The sequence below is a fragment of the Sphingomonas sp. AOB5 genome (genome assembly GCF_029433115.1).
In the GTDB taxonomy this organism is placed as follows: Bacteria; Pseudomonadota; Alphaproteobacteria; order Sphingomonadales; family Sphingomonadaceae; genus Sphingomonas.
Map to the genome: position 1 here is coordinate 128,666 of NZ_JARNTV010000003.1, position 11,807 is coordinate 140,472.

At 64.4% G+C, this 11,807-nt stretch carries 11 protein-coding genes; 7 read left to right on the top strand and 4 right to left on the bottom strand.

All coding sequences use genetic code 11. From position 1 onward, the window contains the following. The first annotated feature begins 27 nt into the window (after window positions 1-27). Window positions 28-384 (top strand): DMT family protein, encoded by a 357-nt coding sequence (locus P1X14_RS02550; RefSeq protein WP_277313741.1) that lies wholly within the window; start codon window positions 28-30, stop codon window positions 382-384. Window positions 385-388: 4 nt separating this feature from the next. Here P1X14_RS02550 and P1X14_RS02555 read toward each other — a convergent pair whose 3' ends face one another. Continuing rightward, the gene (locus P1X14_RS02555) at window positions 389-793 is read right to left on the bottom strand and encodes a DUF1761 domain-containing protein (RefSeq protein ID WP_277313742.1); all 405 of its coding nucleotides are present in this window, start codon (window positions 791-793) and stop codon (window positions 389-391) included. Between the two features lie 98 nt (window positions 794-891). On the opposite strand from P1X14_RS02555, the gene rimO reads away from it, so the two are divergent. From rimO to P1X14_RS02570, 3 genes are all read left to right on the top strand, one after another. Beyond that, window positions 892-2,217, top strand: coding sequence for a 30S ribosomal protein S12 methylthiotransferase RimO (gene rimO, locus P1X14_RS02560; protein ID WP_277313743.1), 1,326 nt, complete (start codon window positions 892-894; stop codon window positions 2,215-2,217). 420 nt (window positions 2,218-2,637) lie between these two features. Next, complete coding sequence (locus tag P1X14_RS02565; protein ID WP_277313744.1) at window positions 2,638-3,558, top strand: hypothetical protein; 921 nt, start codon at window positions 2,638-2,640, stop codon at window positions 3,556-3,558. 171 nt (window positions 3,559-3,729) lie between these two features. Further along, window positions 3,730-5,631 (top strand): TIR domain-containing protein, encoded by a 1,902-nt coding sequence (locus P1X14_RS02570; RefSeq protein WP_277313745.1) that lies wholly within the window; start codon window positions 3,730-3,732, stop codon window positions 5,629-5,631. A gap of 20 nt (window positions 5,632-5,651) precedes the next feature. Here the strand turns inward: P1X14_RS02570 and P1X14_RS02575 are convergent, their stop codons facing one another. Next, window positions 5,652-6,446, bottom strand: coding sequence for a hypothetical protein (locus tag P1X14_RS02575; RefSeq protein ID WP_277313746.1), 795 nt, complete (start codon window positions 6,444-6,446; stop codon window positions 5,652-5,654). A gap of 96 nt (window positions 6,447-6,542) precedes the next feature. Beyond that, entirely contained in the window at window positions 6,543-7,541 is a 999-nt protein-coding gene (locus P1X14_RS02580; RefSeq protein ID WP_277313747.1) for a hypothetical protein, read from the bottom strand. Between the two features lie 61 nt (window positions 7,542-7,602). Between P1X14_RS02580 and P1X14_RS02585 the strand changes: the two genes are divergently transcribed. Beyond that, on the top strand, window positions 7,603-8,997 hold the full coding sequence (locus P1X14_RS02585; RefSeq protein ID WP_277313748.1) for a leucyl aminopeptidase family protein: 1,395 nt from the start codon (window positions 7,603-7,605) through the stop codon (window positions 8,995-8,997). Continuing rightward, on the top strand, window positions 8,994-10,058 hold the full coding sequence (locus tag P1X14_RS02590; RefSeq protein WP_277313749.1) for a DUF2252 family protein: 1,065 nt from the start codon (window positions 8,994-8,996) through the stop codon (window positions 10,056-10,058). The genes P1X14_RS02585 and P1X14_RS02590 overlap by 4 nt, the downstream gene beginning before the upstream one ends. Here P1X14_RS02590 and P1X14_RS02595 read toward each other — a convergent pair. Continuing rightward, window positions 10,055-10,450 (bottom strand): GFA family protein, encoded by a 396-nt coding sequence (locus P1X14_RS02595; protein WP_277313750.1) that lies wholly within the window; start codon window positions 10,448-10,450, stop codon window positions 10,055-10,057. The two genes, P1X14_RS02590 and P1X14_RS02595, sit on opposite strands and share 4 nt — an antisense overlap. Before the next feature lie 164 nt (window positions 10,451-10,614). Between P1X14_RS02595 and P1X14_RS02600 the strand changes: the two genes are divergently transcribed. After that, window positions 10,615-11,802, top strand: a complete 1,188-nt coding sequence (locus P1X14_RS02600) for a DUF418 domain-containing protein (RefSeq protein WP_277313776.1) — start codon at window positions 10,615-10,617, stop codon at window positions 11,800-11,802. Window positions 11,803-11,807: the final 5 nt, after the last annotated feature.

Sequence of the window (11,807 nt, forward strand, 5' to 3'; positions counted from 1 at the left end):
GGCGCACCGGCTGGCGATGGTCGCGCCATGCTGACTCCCATCACCGCCCGCATCGTTCCGGTCGCCATGCTGGTCGCCTCGAACGTCTTCATGACCTTCGCCTGGTACGGCCATTTGAAGGACAAGCAGACCCCGCTGTTCTGGGCGATCCTGGTCAGCTGGCTGATCGCGCTGCCCGAATATATGCTCGCGGTACCCGCCAATCGCATCGGCAGCGCCACCTATACGGTGGCCCAGCTCAAGGCGATCCAGGAGGTCATTACGCTGAGCGTCTTCGCGATCTTCTCGGTCCTCTATCTGGGCCAGAAGATCACCTATAATCACATCATCGGCTTCACCCTGATCGCGGCCGGCGCGTGGTTCATCTTCCGCTCGCCGGCCTGACCGGTCAGCGCAGCAGGCCCAGGATCAGGCCCATGGCGGCGAAATTGACGATCCAGTAACCCGCATCGATCGCGAACAATTTCCGCGACAGGCCGCTGAACAGATAGTTCACGCCCATCGCCGGCACGACGAAGCCCAGCGCGATCACCACTGCAGCGATCACCGCATGGGTCACGTCGGGCAGCTTGAACGCGCTGAACAAATGATCGAGCATCAGCGCCATGACGAGGTTCAGCACGAAGGCGGTGCCGTAGATCAGTGGCATGTTGACCTTCTTCGCGGCATCCATGGTGATGCCGCGCTCCTTCATCCACGCCTTGGCGAACAGCGGCCCGTACCACACGCCGCCCACCGCAAAGCCCGCGAACCCGGCGACGAACACCGCCAGCCAGTTGATTGCCTGATGCATGACAACACCCCTCCTGTTGTTACGATGGCGGCACGATAGGCCTGCAGAATCCCCTCAGCTAGCTTTTTCCCGAAAAAGGCCTATGTGCGCGGCCAATCATGGCAACGCGACTTCCCGAAGCCCCCAAGGTGGGCATGGTGTCGCTCGGCTGTCCCAAGAATCTGGTCGACAGCGAGCGTATCCTGACCAAACTCCGTTCGGACGGCTATGCCATGTCCGCCGACTATGCCGGCGCGGACGTGGTGCTGGTCAATACCTGCGGCTTTCTCGACAGCGCAAAGGAAGAGTCGCTCGAGGCGATCGGCGAGGCGATCTCCGAGAATGGCCGCGTCATCGTGACGGGGTGCATGGGGCAGGAAGCGGAAGTGATCCGCGCCCGCTTCCCCAATGTCCTAGCCGTCACCGGCGCGCATCAGTATGAGCAGGTGGTCGATGCGGTGCGCGAGCATTCGCCGATGCCGCCCAACGCCTTTCTGAACCTGGTTCCGGAAAGCGGGCTGAAGCTCACCCCGCGCCATTACAGCTATCTGAAGATCTCGGAGGGCTGCAACCATCGCTGCGCCTTCTGCATCATCCCGTCGATCCGCGGCGACCTCGTGTCCCGCCGCCCCGACGCGATCCTGCGCGAAGCCGAGAAGCTGGTGGAAAGCGGCACCAAGGAACTGCTGGTCATCAGCCAGGACACCTCGGCTTATGGCGTGGATATCCGCAAGGAACCGCGCATGTGGAAGGGGCATGAAGTCGTCCCTCACATGACCGATCTCGCCCGCGAACTCGGCAAGATCGCGCCGTGGGTGCGGCTCCACTATGTCTACCCTTACCCCCATGTCGATCAGGTCATCCCGCTGATGGCCGAAGGGCTGATGCTCCCCTATCTCGACATCCCGTTCCAGCATGCCTCGCCCAAGGTCCTGCGCACGATGCGCCGCCCCGCCAACGAGGCGAAGGTTCTGGAACGGCTGAAGAACTGGCGCGAGATCTGTCCGGATATCACCATCCGCAGCTCGTTCGTCGTCGGCTTCCCCGGCGAGACCGAGGAGGATTTCCAGTATCTGCTCGACTGGCTGGATGAAGCCCAGCTCGACCGTGTCGGCGCGTTCCGGTTCGAACCGGTCGAAGGTGCCGCCGCCAATGACCTGCCCGGCGCCGTGCCGGAAGAGGTCAAGGAAGAGCGCTACGCCCGGGTGATGGAGAAGACCGCAGCGATCTCCGCCGCCAAGCTGCAGGCCAAGATCGGCCGCACGCTGGAAGTCATCATCGACGAAGTCGGCGATGAGGGCGCCACAGGGCGTTCCCAGTCCGATGCACCTGAGATCGACGGCGAAGTGTTCCTGCGCGATGCCGGCCATCTCAAGCAGGGCGATATCGTGAAGGTCGAGATCGAGGATGCCGACGATCACGACCTGTACGGCGTGCCGCTCTGAAAGCAGGGATACCTCGTTGGCGCTCGGCCGAACGATGGGTGGATGCCCAATTTTCGGCGCGAGGAAATCGCAGCACCACGACGCTACTTCCGGCCATTGCCCCGATAGTACCACTCGCCCTGCTGGGTGACCCACCGCTATGGCTCGCATGGGCAATCCTGCCGTGGGTAATTTTCTGGTTTGGCTTTGTCGGCTGGCGGGGAATTCGGATGGTCAAAGCGAGCGCGCTCCGATCGGATCGCCTCTATGACCGCAAGACGAAATTCACGCTCGCGAAAGACTATCGCGAAACCGAAAGCGCGACCCGCACACGGCAGCGGCGGAAACAATCGCATAACCCCGAGGCCTAGGTCGCCATCGGTTCGGTATAGCCCCTCCGCGCCTCACCTCCCTATGCTGCCCCCGAACAACGGAGGTCGCATGATCCGTCGCACCCTGCTTCTCGCAGCCGCTTTCCTGTCGCTTTCCGCCGCTGCCGATCCGGCAACGGTCGTGACCCCCGTCGATCCGCTGACCGTTCAGGACGACGATTTCGCGCGGCACCGCGATCCCGCGGAGTGGAAGGGCCTGAAGGTCGAGCGGATCGAATTTCGCGAGGAGCGCGCCCAGTGGCGGTTGTGGCGGATCACCAACACCGCCCGCCCGCGCGGGCCGCTCTGGTTCGTGCCGCACGATAACGAGAATGGCGGGTTCGAGGCGGCTTTGGTCGCGGTGAAACGCTATGGCGGCACCATCGTCGCGGTCGATGCCGGGGTACATGCCGATCATGACGGCCAGCGGTTCAACTATGCGGTGGATTATGGCCGCCCGGTCGATCCCAACCGCAATTTCGACAGCGCCCTGCCCGGCTATGCCCGGATCATCCTGGCATCGCACCGCCCAGCGGATTTCCCGATCATCGCGCTGCACACCAACCAGAAGGGGTTCAACACCGCGGAATCGAACTGCAACAAGTCCGATCCGCCGGGCAACGGCATCATCTCGATCCGCTATTGCGACGATTTCTACACGCCGCATCCCTCGACCACGAAGACCTTCCCCTTCGACGATGACGACAGCGTCGCCTTCGTCACCCACCTGACCGGCCGCGATCCGGCACAGGCATTCTGCTGGGCGCTGACCCGGAACGACTTCAACGTGGTGCAGGAACGTGTGGTGGTCACCGATCGCTCGGCCTCAAACTATGCCGCGCTGCACGGGCTGCACTATCTCAACTTCGAGACCCTCGACAGCGGGCTGACGCCGGCCGCGCTGGAGGATCAGCGCAACCGCCTGACGACGATGATCGACCGCGCGATGGCGCTGTGTGCGCCCGCGATCACGCCGATAGCGCCAAAATAGCGAAGTCTTCCGGGGCAAGCAGGATTGACCTGCCCGCACAGCGGAGACAGTTTCCCGCGCTGAGGGGGAAGCGCACTGTCGGTCAAACTGCCACCGATCGGATTCTGGAGCTATGCGCGTCAGGCCGATGAAGCCTGGGGTAGCAAGCTGAACCACTTGCGCTCGCTCGTCATGTACGAGCTGCAGCAGCAATATGGCCGCCAGAAAGTCAATGTTTTCCAGGATCTTGCCGCGATCTCAGCCGGAGACGACTGGAAACAGCAGATCGTCGCAGCGCTGGAAAACGCCACTTTCCTGATCCCGATTCTCACGCCGTCCTTCCTCGAAAGCGAACATTGCTGCGAGGAGGTCGCGCTCTTCCTTGAGCGCGAGGCCCGGCTGAACGCGCAATATCCCGAACTGAATGGGCGACGGCGGATCTTCCCGATCCTCTACGTCAGCGTCGACCAGATCGATGCGTTCGACCCCAGAATTGCCGCTGAACTGGGCCGGGTGCAGTGGATGGATTTCACCCGGCTTCGTTTCAAGCCGGACGACGGCGAGCAGGTCCGGCTCTCCATCTTCGAATTCGCGGAGAGCATCTGCAAGCTGTTGCAAGTGAGGGTGCCGCCCCCGGAGGAAGTCGCCGAACGCGACCGCAAGGAGGCGAACCGCAAGCGCGCCGAGACCGTCGCGCGCGAACTCGAACGCCTGAAAACCGAGGCCAAGGCGAAAGCCGAAGCTCAGGAAAAGGTGCGTCTGGCAGCAGAAGCGAAGGCGGCCGAAGCTGCGCGGGAACGCGCCAGGGCCAAGGCTCTCGCCGAAGAAGAAGCAAAGGCGCGCGCAAAGGCAGAAGCCAGGGCAAAGGCGGCCGAGGAGGCCAAGGCTCGTGCCGCCGCAGAAGCGAAGGCGCGCGCAGAAGCGGAGGCCAAGGCGCTAGCCGAAACGAAAGCGCGCTTGGCAGCTGCCGAGAAAGCCAAGACGGAAGCGGCGGCAAAGCTACGCGCGGAAGCCGAGGCGGCCGCAAAGGCGAAAGCCGCTGCTGAGCGGGACGAGCACTTGGCGGAACTGCGCGCCAGATGGTACCCGAACTCGGTCAAACAGCCGGTGCCGCTGAAGACCGTTCCCGATACCCGGCCAGCCCCGGTCAGCAAGATACTGACCAAGCCGGCACAGCCGATCGCTGCCCCCGATTTGTCCCCGGGCGGATCATCGCGTCCTCGGGCTAAGGCTGGTGCGAGCGGAAAGGCGATTACACCCGCCTGCGAAGCGATCTGGCCACCCCCCTCGCCTCCTGCCCCTGCCCCTGCCAAGGATAATCCCACTCCGGCGAAAGCGGCGCCGGAACCCGACAAGCCGATGTCGTGCCTGATGCAGGTCGTGGTTGGCTTCCTCGTGATATTCGTTCTCGTCGCCACCTTGCGGGGGTGCCTCCCGTCCGGCGCACCCTCCACCGGCAACGACACGGCCGTGCAGAAGGCCGGGGATGATGGCGCCCCAAGAACAGCCGATGAGACCAGCCTGCTGCAAATGATCCGTGAAGCGGATGAAACGAAAACGAAGAGCATTGCCGCAGCCGCCGAAGGACGGCTGGCAGCCGAGCAAGCCGATCAGGCGGCGACACGAGCGAAGGCAGGTCAGGCGGGATATGGCCACCAAGCCGGATCGACCACCGATAATTCGAAATATGAAGAATATGGCCGCATGACGAACGGAAAACTGAACGGCTATGGCGTACGAACCTGGACCAAGGGAGAGGTCGTGAGGGGAACGTTCAAAGACGGCAAGATCGACGGATACGCCACCATTACGTTTCCGGACGGAGAGCGATACGAAGGAAATATCGTCGACGATAAATTCTCCGGGTACGGCATTGTCTATTCAAGGGACGGCAACAAATTCCACTGTCTTCGCCAGAACAATCTGGCGAATGGATCGTGCTACAACTCCATTGGGAACGAATTCTTCAAAGGCAGGTACAAGAATGGAAAACTGGATGGTCCAGGCATTTCCTTTGAGGAAAGCGGGGCAGCCAGCACCAGTGCAATTTACGAGCAGGAGAAATTTGTCCGCGCCGTAAACTATCGCCCGTGAGGCCGGCCGGCTCCGGTCGGTTAGAAAGGCTCGACCACCTTCTCAAGGTCGATGCGATAGACGCCCATCGCCTTGCGGATCAGGAACGTGATCGCCACGACAGGGATCGCGAACTGGAAAATCCATGGCGAGAGCGGCCCCGCCTGCCCGCCGCCCGCGCCGAAGATCAGGAAATAGAAGGGTGCCACGCCCATCTCGCCGGTGTTCCAGTTGAGCGAGAACGTCACGAACGAAAACAGGCACCCGATCACCCACAGCCATTTCCGGCGAACGTCCGGGGTGCGGATCACCATCACGATTCCCGCGATCGTCGTTACGACCGCCGCCACCATCGTCAGCAGCCAGAAATAATGCAGCGCGCCCTTCCCCTCGAAACTGAAACTCTGCGCGGCGATGGGCGACTGCTCCATCGGATAGGCGCGGAACCCCGCGACGGTCGTCCGGCCCGGTGACGTCTGCAGGGTGATCTGCACGATCGCCCAGCGATCACCACTGCCCATCTCGTAATTGAAGCTCTTGAGCGTCGTGGTAACACCATCAGCGGTGTGAGAATTGGCGGCGACAGTTTGCAACCGCGGTTCACCCGGCGGAATCATGCCACGCACCTGATCGTATATCTCAGGGGTCACTTCCTCACGCAACTCGGACCGCGACATCGCGTCTACAGCACCGAAATTACCGGATTGAAGGGCCTTCAGGCTGCGGAGGGACAATGCGCGCTCCTCCGGCGTGCTCAGCTTCTCGATCCAGTCTTCCTTGGAGCAGGCGCTCAACCCGATGAGCATCATCATCAAAATCAGGATCGTTTGCCGCATTGTATCGCCCCTTTGCGCCGCCCCTGACGCAGGGCGATCCTATCAACGGGCCAGCCGCGTGCAAACGCGGCTGTGCGATCCGCCCGGCAGCTTCGTTCAGCGCGGCACGGTAGCCAGCGCGCCTTCCAGCGCTGCCATCGGCCGCGACCATGGCCCGGCGCCGTCGCGGAAATGCTCCAGCGCCATCAGGTAGATCGCCTCGGCCACCGCGCGGGGCGACGTCGCGACGCCCTCGAACTCGGGGTCCATCGGTTCGCCGCGATGGTCGTCAGGGCGGATGCGGATCGCGCAGCCATGATGGTGGACCGGATCACCCGCCGCATCCACGTCCATCCGGACCACGATCTCCTCGAACTCGACAAAGGTCAGGTCCGGTTCGGCATTGCAGAACATCTCGGCCTTGCGCTGACCCGCCACCAGCAACAGCGCACAACGCAGCAGGTCGCCCATCGGATCGGTCATGTAACCGCCGCCGAACTCGCCCTGCTTCTCGCCGACCCACACGGTGATGCCGTACCAGCCATAGCCGTCGATCTCGTAGCGCAGCCGCACCGGCTGGCCGTCGCCAAGCCCGGAGTCCCACGGCTCCCACTTCCGCGCAGGTTGCACCTCGTCGGGAATGGCGCTGTCCCGGATATCCAGCCGTGCCGGCTGCGGTACCCAGCTTCGCTCGGCATCGAGCAACCGGGCATGCACCGCGTCGACCTGCGCAATCGCGTGCTCGAACGCGCCATCCCACAGCGCGAAACTGAGCGTCTGGTTCACCCGCCAGCGTTCGAACCACAATTCCCCGCGCAGCGATCCTTCGTCCGATCGTTGCAGCGTCAGCCGCATGCTGCTGCCGCTCGACGAAAGCACAACATCGTGCCGCAGCTTGCGCACGAAATCGCGAAACGCGCGGAAGAAGGCGATCAGGTCGGGCCGCTTCACCATCGGGCCATTGGCGTCGAGCAGCTTCTCGTAGCCGGTGCCCACCCGTATCGCGAGATCGATCCACGGCCAGCTATGCCCCTTGCCGCTGCCCACCCAGATCGCGAGCGGACCGATCTCGATATCGGGGTCCAGCGTCTTCCGGCGTTCCAGTGCGTCGCTCAAACCTGCGCCTTTCCCGATTGAGGGGCTAGGCGCGGGCCGCCTGCGCTCCTAAATCACCTCAATGTCCGATCTCAACTCGCTGATCCAGCCCGATCGCGGCCAAGCCGCGCGCACCATCCACCTTATCGACGCAAAGGGCTGGGACGCTTGGCTCAATGCCCAGCCGCCGCGCGTGCGCACCGCGGTTGCCGCGCAGAAGCTTGCGCCCACCCCCTATACCAGCGCTACCCTGCCCGGCGATGGTCCGGAGGACTGGTCGGTCGTCTCGGTGGTCGCCAATGTCGACAAGCTGTCGCCCTGGTGCCTCGCCCGCCTTTCGGAAACGCTGCCCGAGGGCAGCTACCGCGTCGAAGGCGGCGAGCCCGGCCCGGCGCTCTATGGCTGGCTGTGCGCCCAGTACAAGTTCGACCGCTACAAGAAGAAGGACGACAAGGCTCAGGGTCCGCGCGTGCTGCTGACCGGCGATCCCGCGCGGATCGACGAAGCGGTGCGCCTCGCCAAGGTCACCTACAAGCTGCGCGACTGGATCAACACCGGCGCGAACGATTTCGGCCCCGCCGATGTCGAAGCCGCCGCGGCCGAGATCGCCAAGACCTATGGCGCCACGCTCACCGTCACCAAGGGTGCGGAGATCGAGAAGGGCTATGGGATGATCTGGGCGGTCGGCAAGGCTGCCGGCAAGGGCCGCGACCCGCGCCTGATCGAAATCGAATGGGGTAATCCCGATCACCCGCGCGTAGCCATTGTCGGCAAGGGCGTGTGCTTCGATTCGGGCGGCCTCGACATCAAACCGGCCTCGGGCATGCGCCTGATGAAAAAGGATATGGGCGGCGCGGCGCACGCGCTCGCCATTGCCGAGCTGGTGATGAGCGCGCGCCTGCCGATCCGCCTGCACATGCTGGTTCCCGCGGTCGAGAATTCGATCAACGGCGAGGCGACGCGTCCCGGCGACGTGATGCGCTCGCGCAAGGGCACTACGGTCGAGAACAGCAACACCGACGCCGAGGGCCGCCTGATCCTGGGCGACGCCTTCACCAAGGCGGGCGAGAACAGCCCCGAGCTGATGATCAACTTCGCCACGCTGACAGGTGCTGCGCGTGTAGCGCTGGGCACCGATCTGCAGGCCCTGTTCTCGAACAACGACACGCTGGCCAGCGAGATCCTCGCGGCGGGCGAGACCGAAGCCGATCCGATCTGGCGCCTGCCGCTCTATGATCCGTACAAGGACATGCTGAAGTCCGACGTGGCCGACATGGTCAACGCCGCCGAGGCTCCCTGGGGCGGCGCGCTGACCGCGGCGTTGTTCCTGAAAGAGTTCGTGCCGGACAAGGCCGAATGGGCGCATCTCGACATCTTCTGCTGGCAGGGTTCGCCCAAGCCGGGCCGTCCCAAGGGCGCCGATGCGGCGGGCCTGCGCGCGGTGTGGAAGGTGCTGAAGGACCGCTACGCCGGGTGACCCGCGTCGCATCCGGGCTGCCCGGGTTCGCGGCATCGATCGCGGCCTATGAAGCCTGGATGCGCGAGCAACTGGGCGACACGCTCGTCGCGAAAGAGCTGAAGCGCAAGCATGAGCGGATGCGGTCGCATCCCTTCCTGTTCCTGCGCGCGACCTGCTGGCGCTGGGCCGAAGCCGCGCCTTCGCTTTGCCCCGAACTGATGGATGCGCCCGTCGCGCCATCGGTGGGCGATGCGCATGCCGGCAATTTCGGGCTGTGGCGCGATGCCGGGGCGCGGCTCGTGTGGGGCGTCAACGATTTCGACGAAGCTGCGCGGCTGCCCTGGTGCCTCGATCTGGTGCGGCTGTGCGCCAGCGTCATTCTCGCCGTGCCGAAACCCGGCCCGCGTGCCGTGGCCGATGCCATCCTCGCCGGATATGCCGAAGCATTGGCCGCACCACGCCCGTTCGTGCTTGAGCGCGACCATCTCTGGCTGCGTGACGCCTTCGCCGCCAGCGACGTCCAGCGCGCCGAATTCTGGACCGAAATCGAGACGGCGAAACCCGCGCGCCACGTCCCCGAACCCTATCGTCAGGCGCTGATCGATGCCCTCCCCGAACCCGGCCTGATCCCCCATATCGCCGCGCGCGAAGCCGGGGCCGGCAGCCTGGGCCGCCCGCGCTATGTCGCGTCGTGCGAGCATCGCGGCGGTCCGCTGGCGATCGAGGTCAAAGGCGTGCTGCCCTCCTGCTGGATCGACGGGCGCGAGGAAGGGCTTGCCGCCCGCATCGTCGCCGGCCGCTTCCGCTCGCCCGATCCGGCCTTCCATTATCACGACACCTATGTCCTGCGCCGCCTCGCGCCCAACAGCCGCAAGCTGAACTTCACCGATGTCGGCGTGACGCTGCGCAAGCGGCTGATCCACGCGATGGGCGCCGATCTGGCCGGCATCCATGCCGAAAGCGACATCTTGCAGGCTGCGATCCACGCCGATCTCGCCGCGAGGCCGCGCCGCTGGCTTGCAGACGCAGCCATCCGCGTCGCCGATTGGACCAACGCGGAATATCAGCTTTACCGCTAGTCGTGCTCCACCCCGTCGCCGGTGATTTCGACCCACGGATGCTTGCGGCTCTCATACACCGAGAAGGTCGGCGTATAGCATCCCGGCTCGGCGAAATTGCCCAGCGGCACCGCGATCGTCTCCGGATAGGGTTCGTTGACGAACCAGCCGGTCGATCCGCATTCAGGGCAGAAATGGTGGAACGATCGCCCGCCGCTGTCGCCGCTGATGGTCCAGACGCGCGTCTCGCCGCTGGTCTTCACGCGCTCCACCGGAAAGCGCGCCTGCGCCGCGAAAGCGCTGCCGCTGCGCCGCTGGCAGTTGAGGCAATGGCAAACCGACACACGAACCGGCTCGCCTTCGCATGTGACGCTCACCGCGCCGCACCGGCACGTCGCTGTCTTGCTCGCCATCCGAACTTCTCCCTCCAATTCACGCGAAATCGCCTCGCCCCGTATCGTAACGGTTTCATGTCGCGTTTCGCCAGAATCTTGATCGATAGCCGCGCGGCGCGGCGCGATGCCTCGCCCCCCGGCATGCGCTGGCGCGCCCTCGCCTTTCATGCAATGCAGTGCAGATGGGGCAAAAGGGGACTGAAGCGGCGCCTGCCGCTGCCGGGGAACGTGTGGTCCTGCTGGACGCACTGCGTGGGTTCGCGCTGTTCGGCATATTGCTCGCCAATATCGGATACTGGTCGGGCTGGAGCTTCCTCGACGAGGCCCGGCGGATCGCGCTGGCCGGGAAGGCACAGGTCGATATCGAGCATCTGCTTCACATGACGCTGATCGACGGCAAGTTCTACACGATCTTCTCGCTGCTGTTCGGTCTCGGCTTCGCGCTCCAGCTCTCGCGGCTCGAGGCGCGCGGGGCGGACGGCATCCGCATCTTCCGCCGCCGACTGCTGGTGCTGCTGGCGATCGGTCTGGTCCATCTCTGCCTGATCTGGGACGGCGATATCCTGACGCTCTACGCACTGCTCGGCCTGCTGCTGCCATTCGTGCGCCACTGGAGCGAACGGCGGACGCTGATCGTCGCGGTGCTGCTGCTCCTGTCCCCGCTGATCGGCGTGCCATTGTTCAAGGCGATCGGCTTCGCGCCGCATGATTGGTTCTACGGCCGAGGCATCGATGCCGCGACGCGGGGCGGGCTGGCAATGGGCGGCGAGGTCGACTGGCTGCTGCGCACCGACTGGCAATCGCGGCTGATCTGGTGCGAGACCGGTGTGCATTTCCGTATCGGCTATCTGCTCGAAAGCTGGCGGCTGCCCAAGGTGCTGGGGATCATGATGATCGGCGCGATGCTCGGCCGGCGCCTCGTCGAGGGGCGATTGATCGAGGACCGCGAACTGATGCGCCGCGTGCTGATCTGGGGCCTCGCCATCGGCCTGCCCTTCAGCCTGGCCTATGCGATTGCGCATACCGGCCAGGACAACCCGCTTCCGGTACTCGGTACCGCGCCGCTGGGCTTCGCTTATGCCGTGGGCTTCGTGCTGCTCTGGCCCCGCGCACCATGGCTCCGCATCTTCGCCGCACCGGGACGGATGGCGCTGACCAACTATCTGATGCACTCGCTGCTCGGATCGCTGATCTTCTTCGGCTTCGGCTTCGGGCTGGTCGGCAAGTTCGAGCCATGGGCGATCTATCTGATCGCGGTCGCCATCTTCGCGTTCCAGATCCTGTTCTCGACCCTATGGCTCAAGCGGTTCGATCAGGGACCGATGGAATGGCTGTGGCGCCTCGGGACCTATGGCCGCCGCCGCGCGTAGAGGGT

Bases quoted from the DNA above. Each gene is read 5' to 3' on its own strand.
- P1X14_RS02595 (WP_277313750.1), bottom strand. From the start codon at position 10,450: ATGGCGAGCAAGACAGCGACGTGCCGGTGCGGCGCGGTGAGCGTCACA.
- P1X14_RS02555 (WP_277313742.1), bottom strand. From the start codon at position 793: ATGCATCAGGCAATCAACTGGCTGGCGGTGTTCGTCGCCGGGTTCGCG.
- P1X14_RS02550 (WP_277313741.1), top strand. From the start codon at position 28: ATGCTGACTCCCATCACCGCCCGCATCGTTCCGGTCGCCATGCTGGTC.
- P1X14_RS02565 (WP_277313744.1), top strand. From the start codon at position 2,638: ATGATCCGTCGCACCCTGCTTCTCGCAGCCGCTTTCCTGTCGCTTTCC.
- P1X14_RS02575 (WP_277313746.1), bottom strand. From the start codon at position 6,446: ATGCGGCAAACGATCCTGATTTTGATGATGATGCTCATCGGGTTGAGC.
- rimO (WP_277313743.1), top strand. From the start codon at position 892: ATGGCAACGCGACTTCCCGAAGCCCCCAAGGTGGGCATGGTGTCGCTC.
- P1X14_RS02570 (WP_277313745.1), top strand. From the start codon at position 3,730: ATGTACGAGCTGCAGCAGCAATATGGCCGCCAGAAAGTCAATGTTTTC.
- P1X14_RS02600 (WP_277313776.1), top strand. From the start codon at position 10,615: ATGGGGCAAAAGGGGACTGAAGCGGCGCCTGCCGCTGCCGGGGAACGT.
- P1X14_RS02585 (WP_277313748.1), top strand. From the start codon at position 7,603: ATGTCCGATCTCAACTCGCTGATCCAGCCCGATCGCGGCCAAGCCGCG.